This window comes from Streptomyces sp. NPDC021096 (genome assembly GCF_040641275.1).
Lineage (GTDB): Bacteria > Actinomycetota > Actinomycetes > Streptomycetales > Streptomycetaceae > Streptomyces.
The window spans coordinates 376231-395444 of sequence record NZ_JBFADG010000003.1 but is presented as its reverse complement, the minus strand read 5'-3'; the positions used below and the strand labels follow the sequence as shown (position 1 = coordinate 395444).

The 19214-nt window shown below is 68.2% G+C and carries 13 protein-coding genes; 10 read left to right on the top strand and 3 right to left on the bottom strand.

Annotated elements, in window-relative coordinates:
- The first annotated feature begins 289 nt into the window (after positions 1-289).
- The 4 genes from rplJ to AB0G59_RS08170 all read left to right on the top strand — a co-directional run bounded on the left by rplJ (position 290) and on the right by AB0G59_RS08170 (position 9470).
- Entirely contained in the window at positions 290-847 is a 558-nt protein-coding gene (rplJ, locus tag AB0G59_RS08185) for a 50S ribosomal protein L10 (protein ID WP_071961688.1), read from the top strand.
- Positions 848-957: 110 nt separating this feature from the next.
- On the top strand, positions 958-1341 hold the full coding sequence (rplL, locus tag AB0G59_RS08180) for a 50S ribosomal protein L7/L12 (protein WP_071961689.1): 384 nt from the start codon (positions 958-960) through the stop codon (positions 1339-1341).
- Positions 1342-1966: 625 nt separating this feature from the next.
- On the top strand, positions 1967-5449 hold the full coding sequence (rpoB, locus tag AB0G59_RS08175) for a DNA-directed RNA polymerase subunit beta (RefSeq protein WP_360909223.1): 3483 nt from the start codon (positions 1967-1969) through the stop codon (positions 5447-5449).
- Positions 5450-5570: 121 nt separating this feature from the next.
- Positions 5571-9470 carry a DNA-directed RNA polymerase subunit beta' gene (locus AB0G59_RS08170; protein WP_360909221.1) on the top strand — a complete coding sequence of 1300 codons (3900 nt, stop codon included), beginning with the start codon at positions 5571-5573 and terminating at the stop codon, positions 9468-9470.
- 412 nt (positions 9471-9882) lie between these two features.
- Here AB0G59_RS08170 and AB0G59_RS08165 read toward each other — a convergent pair whose 3' ends face one another.
- Positions 9883-10209: a WhiB family transcriptional regulator gene (locus AB0G59_RS08165; RefSeq protein WP_360909219.1), complete on the bottom strand. Its 327-nt coding sequence runs from the start codon at positions 10207-10209 to the stop codon at positions 9883-9885.
- A 325-nt stretch (positions 10210-10534) separates the two neighbouring features.
- On the opposite strand from AB0G59_RS08165, the gene AB0G59_RS08160 reads away from it, so the two are divergent.
- The 5 genes from AB0G59_RS08160 to tuf all read left to right on the top strand — a co-directional run bounded on the left by AB0G59_RS08160 (position 10535) and on the right by tuf (position 15711).
- Positions 10535-10996, top strand: a complete 462-nt coding sequence (locus tag AB0G59_RS08160) for a helix-turn-helix transcriptional regulator (protein ID WP_360909217.1) — start codon at positions 10535-10537, stop codon at positions 10994-10996.
- Positions 10997-11336: 340 nt separating this feature from the next.
- Entirely contained in the window at positions 11337-11708 is a 372-nt protein-coding gene (rpsL, locus tag AB0G59_RS08155) for a 30S ribosomal protein S12 (RefSeq protein WP_003948652.1), read from the top strand.
- A gap of 2 nt (positions 11709-11710) precedes the next feature.
- Positions 11711-12181 (top strand): 30S ribosomal protein S7, encoded by a 471-nt coding sequence (gene rpsG / locus AB0G59_RS08150; RefSeq protein ID WP_004950419.1) that lies wholly within the window; start codon positions 11711-11713, stop codon positions 12179-12181.
- 39 nt (positions 12182-12220) lie between these two features.
- Positions 12221-14344, top strand: a complete 2124-nt coding sequence (gene fusA, locus AB0G59_RS08145; RefSeq protein WP_360909214.1) for an elongation factor G — start codon at positions 12221-12223, stop codon at positions 14342-14344.
- A gap of 173 nt (positions 14345-14517) precedes the next feature.
- Entirely contained in the window at positions 14518-15711 is a 1194-nt protein-coding gene (gene tuf / locus AB0G59_RS08140; protein WP_360909212.1) for an elongation factor Tu, read from the top strand.
- A gap of 87 nt (positions 15712-15798) precedes the next feature.
- Here tuf and AB0G59_RS08135 read toward each other — a convergent pair whose 3' ends face one another.
- Positions 15799-16656 (bottom strand): metallophosphoesterase, encoded by an 858-nt coding sequence (locus AB0G59_RS08135; protein WP_360909210.1) that lies wholly within the window; start codon positions 16654-16656, stop codon positions 15799-15801.
- Between the two features lie 105 nt (positions 16657-16761).
- Here AB0G59_RS08135 and AB0G59_RS08130 point away from each other — a divergent pair, with 105 nt between their 5' ends.
- Positions 16762-18177, top strand: coding sequence for an SDR family NAD(P)-dependent oxidoreductase (locus AB0G59_RS08130; RefSeq protein ID WP_360909208.1), 1416 nt, complete (start codon positions 16762-16764; stop codon positions 18175-18177).
- On the opposite strand, the gene AB0G59_RS08125 is transcribed toward AB0G59_RS08130, so the two are convergent.
- Positions 18137-19138, bottom strand: coding sequence for a winged helix-turn-helix domain-containing protein (locus tag AB0G59_RS08125; RefSeq protein WP_360909206.1), 1002 nt, complete (start codon positions 19136-19138; stop codon positions 18137-18139). The genes AB0G59_RS08130 and AB0G59_RS08125 overlap by 41 nt on opposite strands.
- Positions 19139-19214 lie beyond the last annotated feature (76 nt).

The window sequence follows — 19214 nt, the reverse complement described above, 5'->3', positions numbered from 1 at the left end:
CGGGGCCCGGCTCGATTTGCATCCTTGTGCACGTATCACGTAATCTCCTTCAGAAGCCAAAGACCGCTGGTCGTTGCTGTACCTCCTCCCGGAGGTGTGGTGGCCGAAGGATCCGCTAGCTGCGGGCGACCTGCGCAGGTGATTGTGGTTGCACTCCCGTCGGTGCGTAAGAAAATTACGTCCGCACGGTCGAGTCACGCCCCGAGCGCCTGCGCCGGGGCGTTTCGTTTTGCCCAGGTCCCTTCTCGCGCCTATGCGGTCCGAATCACCCGGAAGGAGGCCGAGGCTCATGGCGAGGCCCGACAAGGTCGCAGCTGTCGAGGAGATCGCGGACAAGTTCCGTAGCTCCAACGCCGCTGTTGTGACCTCGTACACCGGGCTCACCGTCGCGCAGCTCAAGGAGCTGCGCCGGTCGCTCGGTGACAACGCTCACTACGCCGTGGTGAAGAACACGCTGACCAAGATTGCGGCCAACGAGGCCGGAATCCAGCTGGACGAGCACCTCGTTGGCTCGACCGCTGTTGCCTTCGTGACCGGTGACCCGGTCACGGCGGCGAAGGGTCTCCGTGACTTCGCCAAGGAAAACCCCTCTCTCGTCATCAAGGGCGGTGTCCTTGACGGCAAGGCGCTGTCCGCCGACGAGATCAAGAAGCTTGCGGACCTCGAGTCCCGCGAGGTTCTGCTCGCCAAGCTGGCGGGTGCCATGAAGGGCAAGCAGTCCCAGGCTGCCGCGCTCTTCCAGGCCCTGCCCTCGAAGCTGGTCCGCACCGTGGACGCGCTTCGCGACAAGGTCGAGCAGGGCGGTGCCGGTACGCCGGCTCCCGTCGAGGCCGAGGCTGCCGAGTAATCCAGGCTCACGCCTGAATCACTCGCGCCCGTCACGGTCGCAGCGGGCCCTACGTACGCCCGCCGAAATGTACATCCGGCACCTGCCGAATTAGTGGAAGGACCGCCATCATGGCGAAGCTCACCCAGGACGAGCTGCTCGCGCAGTTCGAGGACATGACCCTCATCGACCTCGCCGCGTTCGTGAAGGCGTTCGAGGAGAAGTTCGACGTCACCGCCGCTGCCCCGGTCGCCGTTGCCGCCGCCGGTGGCGCCGCTGCCGCCGCCGAGGCCGTCGAGGAGCAGGACGAGTTCGACGTCATCCTCACCGGCGCCGGCGACAAGAAGATCCAGGTCATCAAGGTCGTGCGCGAGCTGACCTCCCTGGGTCTGAAGGAGGCCAAGGACCTCGTCGACGGCACCCCGAAGCCGGTCCTCGAGAAGGTCGCCAAGGACGCCGCGGAGAAGGCCGCCGAGGCCCTCAAGGGCGCCGGCGCCTCCGTCGAGGTCAAGTGACCTCACGGAGTCGACTGACTCCTCTGGGACGTGCGTCCTGACGTACGTCGCAAACTCAAGGGCGATCACCCACACGGGTGGTCGCCCTTGGGCGTTCCCGGAACGGATGCGCACACCCGCCCCCGGGGGCGAGTATGGTGATCTTCGTTGCCCCGGGGCGGCCCAGATCTCCGACGAACCCGTCGAAGCCCCCGCTACGGAGGCTGCCGGGGGCCGAGGGGCCTTGACGAACGGCACGCCGCGCGCGATTCTCAGGACGCGTCCCGGACGCGTCGCACATCGATCCTCAGGCCGAGGCATGGATCGACGGCGGAGAGGGAAGTATCGTCATGCGCTTCCGGCGCATGGCTTGCGTCGGGCGGGCGCCAGGCGATGAGGAACAACAGGATCCCGGAGGGAGAGATTGGTATCGCACCGGTCTCCGGAAATCCGCTCTGGACATCAGTGGGCCAAGTGGCTACACTGACCCTTTGCGCTGCCTGTTAGCTGCTCCCTGCCCGTCACCAGGGGCATGCCCACTCTCGAGCACAGCTGATGGAAACCCCCTGAGCTGGGATTTCTCTCGTACGCGACGAGTGGGACCGGTACGCGCGTAGTGAGTCCGAGCCCTCGGAAGGACCCCCTCTTGGCCGCCTCGCGCAACGCCTCGACCGCCAATACGAACAACGGCGCCAGCACCGCCCCGCTGCGCATCTCTTTTGCGAAGATCAAGGAGCCCCTCGAGGTTCCGAACCTCCTTGCGCTGCAGACCGAGAGCTTCGACTGGCTGCTCGGCAATGCCGCCTGGAAGGCTCGCGTCGAGGCTGCGCTGGAGTCTGGTCAGGACGTCCCCACCAAGTCCGGTCTGGAGGAGATCTTCGAGGAGATCTCCCCGATCGAGGACTTCAGCGGGTCGATGTCGCTGACTTTCCGCGACCACCGTTTCGAGCCCCCGAAGAACTCGATCGACGAGTGCAAGGAGCGCGACTTCACGTACGCGGCTCCGCTCTTCGTCACCGCCGAGTTCACGAACAACGAGACCGGTGAGATCAAGTCCCAGACGGTCTTCATGGGCGACTTCCCGCTCATGACGCCCAAGGGCACCTTCTGCATCAACGGCACCGAGCGTGTCGTCGTCTCGCAGCTGGTCCGTTCCCCCGGTGTCTACTTCGATTCCTCCATCGACAAGACGTCCGACAAGGACATCTTCACGGCCAAGATCATCCCGTCCCGGGGTGCCTGGCTGGAGATGGAGGTCGACAAGCGCGACATGGTCGGTGTCCGCATCGACCGCAAGCGCAAGCAGTCCGTCACCGTCCTCCTGAAGGCTCTCGGCTGGACCACCGAGCAGATCCTCGAGGAGTTCGGCGAGTACGAGTCGATGCGCGCCACCCTGGAGAAGGACCACACCCAGGGCCAGGACGACGCGCTGCTCGACATCTACCGCAAGCTGCGTCCGGGCGAGCCGCCGACCCGTGAGGCCGCGCAGACGCTGCTCGAGAACCTCTACTTCAACCCCAAGCGCTACGACCTCGCGAAGGTCGGCCGCTACAAGGTCAACAAGAAGCTGGGCGCCGACGCCCCGCTCGACGCCGGTGTGCTGACCGTCGACGATGTCATCGCGACGATCAAGTACCTGGTGAAGCTGCACGCCGGCGAGCTCGAGACGCTCGGCGAGAACGGCACCTCGATCGTCGTCGAGACCGACGACATCGACCACTTCGGCAACCGTCGTCTGCGCAACGTCGGCGAGCTCATCCAGAACCAGGTCCGCACGGGTCTGGCTCGTATGGAGCGCGTCGTCCGCGAGCGGATGACCACCCAGGACGTCGAGGCGATCACGCCGCAGACCCTGATCAACATCCGGCCGGTCGTCGCCTCCATCAAGGAGTTCTTCGGCACCAGCCAGCTGTCGCAGTTCATGGACCAGACCAACCCGCTGTCGGGTCTGACCCACAAGCGTCGTCTCTCGGCGCTGGGCCCGGGTGGTCTCTCCCGTGAGCGGGCCGGCTTCGAGGTCCGAGACGTTCACCCGTCGCACTACGGCCGCATGTGCCCGATCGAGACGCCCGAAGGCCCGAACATCGGTCTGATCGGCTCGCTCGCCTCCTACGGCCGCGTCAACGCGTTCGGCTTCGTGGAGACCCCGTACCGCAAGGTCGTCAACGGCGTCGTCACCGACGAGGTCGACTACCTGACGGCCGACGAGGAAGACCGCTTCGTCATCGCCCAGGCGAACGCGCCCCTCACCGAGGACATGCGCTACGCCGAGGCCCGCGTCCTGGTCCGCCGCCGTGGTGGCGAGATCGACTACATCGCCGGCGACGACGTCGACTACATGGACGTCTCCCCGCGCCAGATGGTGTCGGTCGCGACCGCCATGATCCCCTTCCTCGAGCACGACGACGCCAACCGCGCGCTCATGGGATCGAACATGATGCGCCAGGCCGTTCCGCTGATCAAGGCGGAGGCCCCGCTGGTCGGCACCGGCATGGAGTACCGCTGTGCGGTCGACGCCGGCGACGTCATCAAGGCCGAGAAGGACGGTGTCGTCCAGGAGGTCTCCGCCGACTACGTGACGGTGGCCAACGACGACGGCACGTACAACACCTACCGCGTCGCGAAGTTCTCCCGCTCGAACCAGGGCACGTCCTTCAACCAGAAGGTCGTCGTGGACGAGGGCGCCCGCGTGATCACCGGCCAGGTGCTCGCCGACGGTCCGTCCACGGACGAGGGCGAGATGGCGCTCGGCAAGAACCTGCTCGTGGCGTTCATGCCGTGGGAGGGTCACAACTACGAGGACGCGATCATCCTGTCGCAGCGCCTCGTGCAGGACGACGTCCTCTCCTCGATCCACATCGAGGAGCACGAGGTCGACGCCCGTGACACCAAGCTGGGCCCCGAGGAGATCACCCGGGACATCCCGAACGTCTCCGAGGAGGTCCTCGCCGACCTCGACGAGCGCGGCATCATCCGCATCGGTGCCGAGGTCGTCGCCGGCGACATCCTGGTCGGCAAGGTCACGCCCAAGGGTGAGACCGAGCTGACGCCGGAGGAGCGCCTGCTCCGCGCGATCTTCGGTGAGAAGGCCCGTGAGGTCCGTGACACCTCGCTGAAGGTCCCGCACGGTGAGATCGGCAAGGTCATCGGCGTCCGCGTCTTCGACCGCGAAGAGGGCGACGAGCTGCCGCCGGGCGTGAACCAGCTGGTCCGCGTCTACGTCGCGCAGAAGCGCAAGATCACCGACGGTGACAAGCTCGCCGGCCGTCACGGCAACAAGGGTGTCATCTCCAAGATCCTGCCGGTCGAGGACATGCCGTTCCTCGAGGACGGCACCCCGGTCGACATCATCCTCAACCCGCTCGGTGTCCCGTCCCGAATGAACCCGGGACAGGTCCTCGAGATCCACCTCGGCTGGCTCGCCAGCCGCGGCTGGAAGGTCGAGGGCGACGAGGACTGGATGAAGCGCCTGCAGGCGATCGGCGCCGACGACGTCGCCGCCGGCACCAACGTCGCGACCCCGGTCTTCGACGGCGCCCGCGAGGACGAGATCGCCGGTCTCTTCGAGTCCACGATCCCCAACCGCGACGGCGAGCGCCTGGTGCTCCCCTCCGGTAAGGCCCGGATGTTCGACGGCCGCTCCGGCGAGCCGTTCCCGGACCCGATCTCGGTCGGGTACATGTACATCCTCAAGCTGCACCACCTGGTCGACGACAAGCTGCACGCTCGGTCGACCGGTCCGTACTCCATGATCACCCAGCAGCCGCTGGGTGGTAAGGCTCAGTTCGGTGGCCAGCGCTTCGGTGAGATGGAGGTGTGGGCGCTCGAGGCATACGGCGCCGCCTACGCCCTCCAGGAGCTGCTGACCATCAAGTCCGACGACGTCACCGGCCGAGTGAAGGTCTACGAGGCGATCGTCAAGGGCGAGAACATCCCCGAGCCCGGCATCCCCGAGTCCTTCAAGGTGCTCATCAAGGAGATGCAGTCCCTCTGCCTCAACGTGGAGGTGCTGTCCTCGGACGGCATGTCCATCGAGATGCGGGACACCGACGAGGACGTCTTCCGCGCGGCGGAGGAGCTCGGTATCGACCTGTCCCGGCGCGAGCCGAGCAGCGTCGAAGAGGTCTGACGGGTCTGGTCGGGGCCTCGTATGAGGCCCCGGCCGTCCCCGGACCCCCAGACCACTGATGTAGAGCCCATACCTCGCTAGCGCGAGAGGGCACGAACCCTGAAAGAGGGATTGACGACAAGTGCTCGACGTCAACTTCTTCGACGAGCTGCGGATCGGCCTGGCGACCGCGGACGACATCCGAACCTGGTCCCACGGCGAGGTCAAGAAGCCGGAGACCATCAACTACCGCACCCTCAAGCCCGAAAAGGACGGACTCTTCTGCGAGAAGATCTTCGGTCCTACCCGGGACTGGGAGTGCTACTGCGGTAAGTACAAGCGTGTCCGCTTCAAGGGCATCATCTGTGAGCGCTGTGGCGTCGAGGTCACGCGCGCCAAGGTGCGCCGTGAGCGGATGGGCCACATCGAGCTTGCCGCTCCCGTCACCCACATCTGGTACTTCAAGGGCGTCCCGTCGCGTCTGGGCTACCTGCTCGACCTCGCCCCGAAGGACCTCGAGAAGGTCATCTACTTCGCCGCCTACATGATCACGTGGGTGGACGAGGAGCGCCGCACGCGCGACCTGCCCTCGCTGGAGGCCCACGTCTCCGTCGAGCGCCAGCAGATCGAGCAGCGCCGTGACGCCGACCTCGAGGCCCGTGCCAAGAAGCTCGAGTCCGACCTGGCCGAGCTCGAGGCCGAGGGTGCCAAGGCCGACGTGCGCCGCAAGGTGCGCGAGGGCGCCGAGCGTGAGATGAAGCAGCTGCGCGACCGTGCGCAGCGCGAGATCGACCGCCTCGACGAGGTGTGGAGCCGCTTCAAGAACCTCAAGGTCCAGGACCTCGAGGGCGACGAGCTGCTCTACCGTGAGCTGCGTGACCGCTTCGGCACGTACTTCATGGGTGCGATGGGCGCCGCCGCGCTGCAGAAGCGCCTGGAGTCCTTCGACCTCGACGAGGAGGCCGAGCGCCTCCGCGAGATCATCCGGACCGGCAAGGGCCAGAAGAAGACCCGTGCGCTCAAGCGCCTCAAGGTCGTCTCCGCCTTCCTGCAGACCCGCAACAGCCCCAGCGGCATGGTGCTGGACTGCATCCCCGTGATCCCGCCGGACCTGCGTCCGATGGTGCAGCTGGACGGTGGCCGCTTCGCGACCTCCGACCTGAACGACCTGTACCGCCGTGTGATCAACCGCAACAACCGCCTCAAGCGTCTCCTTGACCTCGGTGCCCCCGAGATCATCGTGAACAACGAGAAGCGGATGCTGCAGGAGGCCGTCGACGCGCTGTTCGACAACGGCCGCCGTGGTCGCCCGGTCACCGGTCCCGGTAACCGCCCGCTGAAGTCCCTGAGCGACATGCTCAAGGGCAAGCAGGGTCGATTCCGTCAGAACCTGCTCGGTAAGCGTGTGGACTACTCCGCGCGTTCCGTCATCGTCGTCGGTCCGCAGCTGAAGCTGCACCAGTGCGGTCTGCCCAAGGCCATGGCGCTGGAGCTCTTCAAGCCGTTCGTGATGAAGCGCCTGGTCGACCTGAACCACGCGCAGAACATCAAGTCGGCCAAGCGCATGGTCGAGCGTGGCCGCACCGTCGTGTACGACGTCCTCGAAGAGGTCATCGCCGAGCACCCGGTGCTGCTGAACCGTGCGCCCACGCTGCACCGCCTCGGCATCCAGGCCTTCGAGCCGCAGCTGGTCGAGGGCAAGGCCATCCAGATCCACCCGCTCGTCTGCACCGCGTTCAACGCGGACTTCGACGGTGACCAGATGGCCGTCCACCTGCCGCTCTCCGCGGAGGCGCAGGCCGAGGCCCGCATCCTGATGCTGTCCTCGAACAACATCCTCAAGCCGGCCGACGGCCGTCCGGTCACCATGCCGACCCAGGACATGGTGCTCGGTCTGTTCTTCCTCACCACCGACGAGGAAGAGCGCAAGGTCATCGGCGAGGGCCGGTCCTTCGGCTCGGTCGCCGAGGCGATCATGGCGTTCGACGCCCGCGAGCTCTCGCTCCAGGCGAAGGTCGACATCCGCTTCCCGATCGGCACCGTCCCGCCGCGTGGCTGGACCCCGCCGGTCCGCGAAGAGGGCGAGCCGGAGTGGCAGCAGGGCGACTCGTTCCGCCTGCGCACCACCCTGGGCCGCGCGCTCTTCAACGAGCTGCTGCCCGAGGACTACCCGTTCGTCGACTACTCGGTGGGCAAGAAGCAGCTCTCCGAGATCGTCAACGACCTGGCCGAGCGCTACCCCAAGGTCATCGTGGCGGCGACGCTCGACAACCTGAAGGCGGCCGGCTTCCACTGGGCGACCCGTTCCGGCGTCACCGTGGCCATCTCCGACGTCGTCGTTCCCGAGGCGAAGAAGGAGATCGTCAAGGGCTACGAGGCGCAGGACGAGAAGGTCCAGAAGCAGTACGAGCGCGGTCTGATCACCAAGGACGAGCGCACGCAGGAGCTCATCGCGATCTGGACCAAGGCGACCAACGAGGTTGCCGAGGCGATGAACGCGAACTTCCCCAAGACGAACCCCATCTTCATGATGGTTGACTCGGGTGCCCGAGGAAACATGATGCAGATGAGGCAGATCGCCGGTATGCGTGGTCTGGTGTCGAACGCGAAGAACGAGACCATTCCGCGACCCATTAAGGCGTCGTTCCGTGAGGGTCTCTCCGTGCTGGAGTACTTCATCTCCACCCACGGTGCCCGTAAGGGTCTCGCGGACACCGCGCTCCGTACCGCCGACTCGGGTTACCTGACCCGTCGTCTCGTGGACGTCTCGCAGGACGTGATCATCCGCGAGGAGGACTGCGGCACCGACCGTGGCCTCAAGCTGGCGATCGCGACCAAGGGCGCCGACGGTGTCCTGCGCAAGACGGACGACGTCGAGACCAGCGTCTACGCCCGTATGCTCGCCGAGGACGTCGTCGTCGACGGCAAGGTCATCGCGCCTGCCAACGTCGACCTCGGTGACGTGCTCATCGAGCAGCTCGTCGCCCACGGCGTCGAGACGGTCAAGACCCGTTCGGTCCTCACCTGTGAGTCCGCGGTCGGCACCTGTGCCTTCTGCTACGGCCGCTCGCTGGCGACCGGCAAGCTGGTGGACATCGGTGAGGCGGTCGGCATCATCGCCGCCCAGTCCATCGGTGAGCCCGGTACCCAGCTGACGATGCGTACCTTCCACACCGGTGGTGTGGCCGGTGACGACATCACCCAGGGTCTGCCCCGTGTCGTCGAGCTCTTCGAAGCCCGTACGCCCAAGGGTGTCGCCCCGATCTCGGAGGCGGCCGGCCGCGTCCGCATCGAGGAGACCGAGAAGACCAAGAAGCTCGTCGTCACTCCGGACGACGGCAGCGACGAGACGGCGTTCCCGATCTCGAAGCGTGCCCGTCTGCTGGTCAGCGAGGGCGAGCACGTCGAGGTGGGCCAGAAGCTCACCGTGGGTGCCACCAACCCGCACGACGTGCTGCGCATCCTCGGCCAGCGCGCGGTCCAGGTCCACCTGGTCGGCGAAGTCCAGAAGGTCTACAACTCGCAGGGTGTGTCGATCCACGACAAGCACATCGAGATCATCATCCGGCAGATGCTGCGCCGCGTGACGATCATCGAGTCCGGCGACGCGGAGCTGCTGCCGGGCGAGCTCGTGGAGCGCTCGCGCTTCGAGTCCGAGAACCGTCGTGTGGTCACCGAGGGCGGTCACCCCGCCTCCGGCCGTCCGCAGCTGATGGGTATCACCAAGGCCTCGCTCGCGACCGAGTCCTGGCTGTCGGCGGCGTCCTTCCAGGAGACGACCCGGGTTCTGACCGACGCGGCGATCAACGCCAAGTCGGACTCCCTGATCGGCCTCAAGGAGAACGTCATCATCGGTAAGCTCATCCCGGCCGGTACGGGTCTGTCCCGCTACCGCAACATCCGGGTGGAGCCCACCGAGGAGGCGAAGGCCGCGATGTACTCGGCCGTCGGTTACGACGACATCGACTACTCGCCCTTCGGCACCGGCTCCGGCCAGGCGGTTCCGCTGGAGGACTACGACTACGGTCCGTACAACCAGTAGTCGCAACGCAACGCTCGTCAGGGCGGTCACCCCATCCGGGGTGGCCGCCCTGCGGCGTTTCCAGCGGGAGGCGAGCTGGAGGGCCACCACCACCCCGGCCAGCGCGGCCACGCTCGCCAGGGGCCAGCGGTTGCGTTCCAGGGCGTCCAGGTGGGCCTCGTGGTCGGCCAGCTGCTCCAGGGCGACGGTGGCGGGGGCGGTGCGGGCGGAGGCGTCGGATTCCCTCATGCACGGCCCCGGTCGGTGGCGGGCGGCTGCGGGGGCATCCCGGCTGCCCGGTGCGCAGCCAGGTGGGGAGCAGGATCTGCACGGCGGGCACGGCCATGACGCGGGTGAGCCCGGCCCAGTTCCGGGAACTGGCGGAGCAGGATGCCCAGCCGCACGGCTGCGCGGTCGGGGCGGTTCGCGGTGGTCATGGCTGCTCCAAAAGGGTGTCGGGGGCCTTCTGCGGGTCGGCCGGCGCCTCGGGCAGCCGGGCCTCCCTGCCGTTGCGCCACAGTCGGCCCGCGCACACCCCGTCCCAGCTCTCGCGCGGTGCGACGGTCTCCAGGCAGGAGCGGCTCACGGTGCAGACGGCGCAGGCCCGCAGGGCGGGCAGAGCGGCCTTGGGGCGGCGGGCGAAGACGGCCTCTTCCGGCAGGCCGATGCAGGCGGCGCGGGTGCGCCAGTCGGCGGAGCGGCGGGCGTCGGTGGGGTGCGGGTAGGCGGAGACGGGTGCGCGGAGCGCGGATGCGGGCATGGGCGGATCGGGGTCCCTCTCGGGCACGGGGCTGGGGCGGGTGAACGGGCGGGTACGGGGTTGCGGAGGCCCCGGAGCGTGGCGTGCGGCCGCCCGGCCGGAGGGACCAGGTGTTGCGACAGCGCAATGAGCACCCATCAGCTTGCGTGCTAGAGCGCAACAGGCGCGCTCTTGCGCCTCACCTGTCACAAGGAAAAGCCCTAGTCAATCGGCCGTAAGGAGTGAGTTTGGCCGCGTGGGTCGGCAAGTTGCGCCCCCGTGCAGCATTCTGATCATTGCGTGCGCGAACGGACGGTAGGGTTTCCGCGGCGGAGGGAGCAGTGCTATGGGCGAAAAGGCCTCGGAGATGGAGCGGTTCGCGGGCTGGGTCGAGACTCTGATGCGCGAGCGCGGGTACGACATCGACAGTCCGCGCGGCGGAGGCAGGTCGCGACTGGCGGAGGACGCCGGGGTCCACCGGGCGGCGGTGACGCGGCTGCTGCAGCGGCAGAGCCTGCCCGACCTGGAGACCATGCGCGCCCTGGCGCGCGCGCTCGGCGTGTCGCTGCGGGACATGCTGATCGAGTCCGGCAAGGTGACGGCGGACGACCTGCCGCTGCCGGGCGCGGCGCGCGCGGCGGACCGCGGCGCCGGCCGGACGACCCCGGCGGAAGCGGCCGAACTGCTGGGCATTCCCGACAGTCACCGCCGGCAGTTCATCGAGATGACCGAAATGATCATGACCGTCAGCGGGGCCCGGCCGGAGGACCCGCGCAGCACCCATCGGGGTGTATCCGCCGGGCGCTAGGCCCGGCGGCCGGCCCCGTGGCGGGCCCCGCGAGGCCGCTCTGATCTGCGACATATCCAGCACATCGGGGTGTCCTCCGCGTGTGCATTTGTTTTGACCGCAGCCCATGCGGTAGGTACGCTCTGACCTTGTGCCTGGGGTGTCCCTGGGCTCTTGCGCGTGCCTTCAGACCGCGCGGGAGGCCCGGAACCGGGCGGTTTCGGCCGCTCCGGAGACACTGAAATCTGCACCAATCCGCCATCGGCGGGGGTCTGCAGCCTTCGACACACCCGACCGCGTGGGTCGGTGGTAGCTCCCAGGTTAGTTTTATCGTGATCGGCACACAGAAACCGGAGAAACGGTGCCTACGATCCAGCAGCTGGTCCGGAAGGGCCGGCAGGACAAGGTCGAGAAGAACAAGACGCCCGCACTCGAGGGTTCGCCCCAGCGCCGCGGCGTCTGCACGCGTGTTTTCACGACCACCCCGAAGAAGCCGAACTCGGCGCTCCGTAAGGTCGCGCGTGTGCGTCTGACCTCCGGCATCGAGGTCACCGCTTACATTCCGGGTGAGGGCCACAACCTGCAGGAGCACTCCATCGTGCTCGTGCGCGGCGGCCGTGTGAAGGACCTGCCGGGTGTTCGCTACAAGATCATCCGCGGCTCCCTCGACACGCAGGGCGTCAAGAACCGTAAGCAGGCTCGCAGCCGCTACGGCGCCAAGAAGGAGAAGTAAGAATGCCTCGTAAGGGCCCCGCCCCGAAGCGCCCGGTCATCATCGACCCGGTTTACGGCTCCCCCCTGGTGACGTCGCTCATCAACAAGATCCTCCTGCACGGCAAGCGCTCCACCGCCGAGCGCATCGTGTACGGCGCCATGGAGGGTCTGCGCGAGAAGACCGGTAACGACCCGGTCATCACCCTCAAGCGCGCTCTCGAGAACGTGAAGCCGGCTCTCGAGGTCAAGTCCCGCCGCGTCGGTGGCGCCACCTACCAGGTGCCGGTCGAGGTCCGTCCGGGCCGCGCCTCCACCCTGGCGCTGCGCTGGCTGGTCGGTTACTCCCGCGCCCGTCGCGAGAAGACCATGACCGAGCGCCTCATGAACGAGCTGCTGGACGCCTCGAACGGTCTCGGCGCCTCGGTCAAGAAGCGTGAGGACACGCACAAGATGGCCGAGTCCAACAAGGCCTTCGCGCACTACCGCTGGTAGTCGCTACCCCCATCGAGAACCGAGAGAAGACTGAGCCATATGGCCACCACTTCGCTTGACCTGGCCAAGGTCCGCAACATCGGGATCATGGCCCACATCGACGCGGGCAAGACGACCACCACCGAGCGGATCCTGTTCTACACCGGTGTTTCGTACAAGATCGGTGAAGTCCACGACGGCGCTGCCACGATGGACTGGATGGAGCAGGAGCAGGAGCGCGGCATCACGATCACGTCTGCCGCGACGACCTGCCACTGGCCGCTGAACGACGTCGATCACACCATCAACATCATCGACACCCCGGGCCACGTCGACTTCACCGTCGAGGTGGAGCGTTCGCTGCGCGTGCTCGACGGTGCCGTGACGGTGTTCGACGGCGTTGCCGGTGTTGAGCCCCAGTCCGAGACTGTTTGGCGTCAGGCGGACCGCTACGGCGTGCCGCGCATCTGCTTCGTCAACAAGCTCGACCGTACGGGTGCCGAGTTCCACCGCTGCGTCGACATGATCGTCGACCGCCTCGGTGCGGTTCCGCTGGTCATGCAGCTGCCGATCGGTGCCGAGGCCGACTTCAAGGGCGTGGTCGACCTCGTCCAGATGAAGGCTCTGGTCTGGTCCGCCGAGGCTGCCAAGGGCGAGATGTACGACGTCGTCGACATCCCGGCCACGCACGCCGAGGCCGCCGAGGAATGGCGCGGCAAGCTCCTCGAGGGTGTCGCCGAGCACGACGACGCCATGATGGAGCTCTTCCTCGAGGGCCAGGAGCCCACCGAGGAGCAGCTGATGGCGGCCATCCGCCGCATCACGCTGGCCTCCCGCGGCAGCGCCGACTCCGTCACCGTCACCCCGGTGTTCTGTGGCACCGCGTTCAAGAACAAGGGCGTTCAGCCCCTGCTCGACGCGGTCGTGCGCTACCTGCCGTCGCCGCTGGACGTCGAGGCCGTTGAGGGCCACGCGGTCAACAACGCCGACGAGGTCGTGAAGCGCAAGCCTTCCGACGACGAGCCGTTCGCCGGTCTTGCCTTCAAGATCATGAGCGACCCGCACCTCGGCAAGCTCACCTTCGTCCGGGTTTACTCGGGCCGCATGGAGACCGGCACCCAGGTGCAGAACTCCGTGAAGGGCAAGAAGGAGCGCATCGGCAAGATCTACCGGATGCACGCGAACAAGCGTGAGGAGATCGAGTCGGTGGGTGCCGGTGACATCGTCGCCGTCATGGGTCTGAAGCAGACCACCACCGGTGAGACCCTCTGTGACGCGTCCGCGCCGGTCATCCTCGAGTCCATGGACTTCCCGGCCCCGGTGATCCAGGTCGCCATCGAGCCGAAGTCCAAGGGCGACCAGGAGAAGCTGGGTGTCGCCATCCAGCGTCTCGCCGAGGAGGACCCGTCCTTCCAGGTCCACACGGACGAGGAGACGGGCCAGACCATCATCGCGGGTATGGGCGAGCTGCACCTCGACGTGCTGGTCGACCGTATGCGCCGTGAGTTCCGCGTCGAGGCGAACGTCGGCAAGCCGCAGGTCGCGTACCGCGAGACGATCCGCAAGGCCGTCGAGCGTATCGACTACACGCACAAGAAGCAGACTGGTGGTTCCGGCCAGTTCGCCAAGGTGCAGATGGCCATCGAGCCCCTCGAGGGCGACGGCTACGAGTTCGAGAACAAGGTCACCGGTGGCCGTATCCCGCGGGAGTACATCCCGTCCGTGGACGCGGGTTGCCAGGAGGCCATGGAGTTCGGTGTTCTGGCCGGCTACCCGCTGACCGGCGTCAAGGTGACGCTGCTCGACGGTGCCTACCACGACGTCGACTCCTCGGAGCTCGCGTTCAAGATCGCCGGTTCCATGGCGTTCAAGGAAGGTGCCCGCAAGGCGTCGCCGGCTCTGCTCGAGCCGATGATGTCCGTCGAGGTCACCACCCCTGAGGACTACATGGGCGATGTGATCGGCGACATCAACTCCCGCCGTGGCCAGATCCAGGCCATGGAGGACCGTCACGGCGCCAAGCTCGTCAAGGGCCTGGTTCCGCTGTCGGAGATGTTCGGCTACGTCGGAGACCTCCGCAGCAAGACCTCGGGTCGCGCAAGCTACTCGATGCAGTTCGACTCCTACGCCGAGGTTCCGCGGAACGTCGCCGAGGAGATCATCGCGAAGGCCAAGGGCGAGTAAGGGGCTCTCGTCTCCACAGACGAGGCTCACGCCTTAGGCTTGACACCGACTGTCGGGGCATTCCGTTGCAAACCGTGAGGAATGCATCGGGTGCCCCGGCGGACGGCACCCCAGCAAAGATCCCTGGCGCCGACCGAATCTAGGCGTACAGAACCACTCCCAGGAGGACCCCAGTGGCGAAGGCGAAGTTCGAGCGGACTAAGCCGCACGTCAACATCGGCACCATCGGTCACGTCGACCACGGTAAGACCACTCTTACCGCGGCGATCACCAAGGTGCTGCACGACGCGTACCCGGACCTGAACCCCTTCACGCCGTTCGACGAGATCGACAAGGCGCCCGAAGAGCGTCAGCGCGGTATCACGATCTCGATCGCTCACGTTGAGTACCAGACCGAGTCGCGTCACTACGCCCACGTCGACTGCCCGGGTCACGCGGACTACATCAAGAACATGATCACCGGTGCCGCCCAGATGGACGGCGCGATCCTCGTGGTCGCCGCGACCGACGGTCCGATGCCGCAGACCAAGGAGCACGTGCTCCTGGCCCGCCAGTCCGGCGTTCCGTACATCGTTGTCGCCCTGAACAAGGCCGACATGGTGGACGACGAGGAGATCATGGAGCTCGTCGAGCTCGAGGTCCGTGAGCTCCTCAACGAGTACGAGTTCGACGGCGACAACTGCCCCGTCGTTCAGGTCTCGGCTCTCAAGGCGCTCGAGGGCGACAAGGAGTGGGGCGAGAAGCTCCTCGGCCTCATGAAGGCCGTGGACGAGAACATCCCGCAGCCCGAGCGTGACGTCGACAAGCCGTTCCTGATGCCGATCGAGGACGTCTTCACGATCACCGGTCGTGGCACCGTCGTCACCGGTCGTATCGAGCGTGGTGTCCTGAAGGTCAACGAGACCGTCGACATCATCGGCATCAAGACCGAGAAGACCACCACCACGGTCACCGGTATCGAGATGTTCCGCAAGCTGCTCGACGAGGGCCAGGCGGGCGAGAACGTCGGTCTGCTCCTCCGTGGCATCAAGCGCGAGGACGTCGAGCGCGGCCAGTGCATCATCAAGCCGGGTTCGGTTACCCCGCACACCGAGTTCGAGGCCACGGCGTACATCCTCTCCAAGGACGAGGGCGGCCGCCACACCCCGTTCTTCAACAACTACCGTCCGCAGTTCTACTTCCGTACGACTGACGTGACCGGTGTTGTGACCCTCAAGGAGGGCACGGAGATGGTCATGCCCGGCGACAACGCCGAGATGACCGTTTCCCTGATCCAGCCCGTCGCGATGGAGGAGGGCCTGCGCTTCACCATCCGTGAGGGTGGCCGCACCGTCGGCGCCGGCCAGGTCGTCAAGATCACCAAGTAAGCTCCCGCTTGCTTGAGGGTCCTCAAGACCTGAGAAGGCCCGCACATCTTCGGATGTGCGGGCCTTCTCGCTTTTCCCCGGTGCTTCCTACGCCTCGTACGGCAGGATCTGCCGCAGCAGCCCCTTCGGATGGCCCCGGCGCCGCCACTCCCTCGGATAGCCGATGGAGACCTCCTCGAAGCGGACCCCGTCGTACCAGGTCGTGCGCGGGATGTGCAGATGGCCGTAGACCACCGCCGCGGTGTTGAACCGCGTGTGCCAGTCCCTGGTCAGCACGGTCCCGCACCACTGGGCGAACTCCGGGTACGTCATGACGTCCGTGGGCTCGCGCACCAGCGGCCAGTGGTTGACCAGCACCAGCGGCACGGCCGGGTCGTGCGCGGCCAGCCGGGCCTCGGTCGCCGCGACGCGGGCACGGCACCAGTCGTCCGCGCCGTCGTAGGGCTCCGGGTGCAGCAGGAACTCGTCCGTGCACACCACGCCGGCCTCGTGGGCCTGGGCCAGGGACTCCTCCTTCGTGGTCGCCGTCGGCGTGCGGAAGGTGTAGTCGTACAGCGTGAACAGCGGCGCCACGGCGACCGGCCCGCCCTCGCCCTCCCACACCGGCCAGGGGTCCTCCGGCGTCACCACGCCCAGGTCGCGGCAGAGCTTCACCAGCCGCTCGTAACGGGCCTCGCCCCGCAGATCGACCGGATCCGTCTTCGGCGTCCACAGCTCGTGGTTGCCCGGCACCCACACGACCTTGGCGAAGCGGCCGGCCAGCAGGGCCAGGGTGCGCTCGACGTCCTCGAAGCGCTCGGCGACGTCGCCGGCCACGATCAGCCAGTCCTCGTCGGTCACGGGGCGCAGGGACTCGGCGATGGGGACGTTGTCGGCCATGCCGGTGTGCAGATCGCTGACGGCGAGGAGCCGTCGGCCGGGGCGGTGCGAAATCGGCTGTTGCATCGAATCCCAGACTCGCGGGCGGCTATTGGTGGTGCGTCATACGGAACTTACGGTAGGCCCTGGTGCCCGGCGTGCGGCGGGCAATATCCGCAGGGGGAGGGTCGGATGCCGACCGGCGAGTTCACGTACACCGGCGCATGGCGGCCCGCCCCGGCGCCGCCCCCACCGCCGCAGGGCCCGGACGGGCCGGTGCTGATCGTCCACGCCCCCGACGGCCGGCCCCTGGCCGAGGCGCTCGCCGCCCACCACGCCGGCGCCGGGGTCCACCTGCACGAGGCGGGCACCCGCGCCCCGCGGCCGGCATCCGCGCCGCGCACGGTCTACTTCCTCGGCGGCCTGCGCACCGGCACGGCCGACGGCACGGCCGCCCTGGAACAGGCCGAGGAGAGGGGGGTCCGGGCGCTCTTCCACTGCGCCAGGGACCTGCTCATACCCGCGGCCGCCACGCGCGAGCTCGACCTGCGGATCGTCACCAACGACACCTGGCCCGTCGCCGGGAGCCGCGTCCTCAATCCGCACGCCGCCGCCCTCACCGGCCTCGCCCGGGTGCTGGAGAGCGAGCACCGGCGCTGGCGCGCCCCCGTCGTCGACCTCGGCCTCGGCGGCCATCTCCCCGGCCCGGGCAGCCCCGGCATGGCGCGCCTGGCCGCGCTGATCGCCGCCGAACCGGCCGAGCGGGGCCTCGACGCCGCCCACCGCGACGGCGTCCGCCACGTCAGGACCCTGCACCCGCTCACCCTGCCCGCCGCCGCGCCCGGGCGGATCCGCGACGGCGGCACGTACGCGATCGTCGGGGGCGCCGGCGGCATCGGGCTGGAGACGGCCCGCTTCCTGGCCCGCGACCACGGCGCCCGGGTGGCCCTGCTCGGCCGCTCCGCCCTGGACCCCGAGCGCGGCCGCCGCATCCGCGAGGCCGACCCCGACGGCACCCGGCTGCTGTACGTACGGGCCGACGCCTCCGGGACGGCGGGCCTACGGGCGGGCCTGGGGACCGTCCGCGAGCGCTTCGGGCCCGTGCACGGCGTGATCCACTCGGCGCTCGCCCACACCCCGGGCCTGGTGCGCGGCCTCGACGAGGGGGCGCTGCGCGAGAGCCTCGCCGCCAAGAGCCGCGTCAGCGTCGCGCTGGCCGAGGTCCTGGGCGGCGAGGAGCTGGACTTCCTGCTGTTCTTCTCCTCCGTCCAGGCCTTCCTGGGCGACGCGGGCCTGGCCGGCTACGCGGCCGGATCGGCGTTCCAGGACGCGTACGCGCACGCCCTCGACCAACGGCTGCCGTTCCCCGTACGGGTCGTCGACTGGGGCTGGTGGGGCACCGTGGGCGCCGCCACGGGGGCGCAGGTCAGGGCGCGGGCCCTGCGGCAGGGTTTCCGCTCGCTCTCGCCCCGCGAGGGCTTCGAGACCGTGCTGCGCACGCTGGGCGGCCGGGACGTGCAGGTGCTGGCGCTGCCCGCCGAGGACGTCCTGCTGGCGCGGCTGGGGCTCACCGGGCGCCGTCCGGAGCGATCAGCCGCCGGCCGTTGAGCAGCTCCCGGCCCAGGAAGCTGAGGGTGTGGTACGCCCTGCCGTTGGCGCGGTGCGTGGTGATCAGCCCGGCGTCGCGCAGGACCGTGGCGTGGTGGCTGGCCGTGGCCATGGCGATGCGCACCCGGCGGGCCAGCTCGCTGGTGGTGCAGCCGCGGGCGGTCGCCTCCAGCACCTCGGCCCGGGTGCGGCCGAGCAGCGCGGCCAGCGGGGGCTCGCCGCGCCCGGGCCTGGGGCCGTGGACGTCCAGCAGCCAGGCGGGGTCGTGGACGATCGGATACACGAGCACCGGCGGAAGCTCCGGATCCCGGAGCACGGTGGGGGCGCGCCAGCAAAAGAAGGAGGGCACGAGCCGTAGCCCGCGCCCCTCCAGATAGACGTCCTCGTTCGATGGGATCGCCACTTCCAGGACGGGTGGGTTCCAGCGCACGGCCGGATGCAAGGTGGCCAGGAGATGCTCGCCGCCGCTCGTCAGCATGGACTGGGAGCGGGTGGCCCGGTCGGCGGAGATGTGCTCGCGCATCTTGCCGAGGTAGGGCCGGACGGCCAGGTCGTGGAAGGCGGTGATGCCGTCGCCGAGGGCCTGCAGCGGCGCGGTCTCCCCGCCGGCGAGGGCGCGGACGAAGTTCATCTCCCGCCGGTCCGGCGCCAGCAGCTCCAGGTCCCGGCGCAGCTGCCGGCGGGGCAGCGAGAGCATCGCGTCGAGCCCGGTCCGCAGCCCCTCGACCGCCTCGGGCGGGGTGAGGAAGTCGGGGGAGTAGCCCCGCGGCGGCGCCAGGGTCAGGAGCCGCCGCATGGGGTCCGTCAGATGGCCGCGGACCCGGTTGCGCCACTCGCCGAAGACCAGGGGCGCCTGCCCCGTCTGGACCATGTGGGCGGCCAGCAGCGTCTCCCACAGCACGTCCGGCTCCGCGGTCAGGCGGATGCGGCCCAGGTCGACGCCGGTGAAGTGAATGCGCACGGTCTGCCCCTGCCCTCGGTGGCGTGGCTTGAACGTGGGACGGGCCGGGGAAGAGAGCGTTCCGGCCCCACCCGGA

What these genes read in the sequence shown, in the direction of transcription:
- rplJ (WP_071961688.1), top strand. Translation starts at nt 290, where the DNA reads ATGGCGAGGCCCGACAAGGTCGCAGCTGTCGAGGAGATCGCGGACAAG.
- rplL (WP_071961689.1), top strand. Translation starts at nt 958, where the DNA reads ATGGCGAAGCTCACCCAGGACGAGCTGCTCGCGCAGTTCGAGGACATG.
- AB0G59_RS08165 (WP_360909219.1), bottom strand. Translation starts at nt 10,209, where the DNA reads ATGCCCGCATCCGCGCTCCGCGCACCCGTCTCCGCCTACCCGCACCCC.
- AB0G59_RS08160 (WP_360909217.1), top strand. Translation starts at nt 10,535, where the DNA reads ATGGGCGAAAAGGCCTCGGAGATGGAGCGGTTCGCGGGCTGGGTCGAG.
- rpsG (WP_004950419.1), top strand. Translation starts at nt 11,711, where the DNA reads ATGCCTCGTAAGGGCCCCGCCCCGAAGCGCCCGGTCATCATCGACCCG.
- fusA (WP_360909214.1), top strand. Translation starts at nt 12,221, where the DNA reads ATGGCCACCACTTCGCTTGACCTGGCCAAGGTCCGCAACATCGGGATC.
- AB0G59_RS08135 (WP_360909210.1), bottom strand. Translation starts at nt 16,656, where the DNA reads ATGCAACAGCCGATTTCGCACCGCCCCGGCCGACGGCTCCTCGCCGTC.
- AB0G59_RS08130 (WP_360909208.1), top strand. Translation starts at nt 16,762, where the DNA reads ATGCCGACCGGCGAGTTCACGTACACCGGCGCATGGCGGCCCGCCCCG.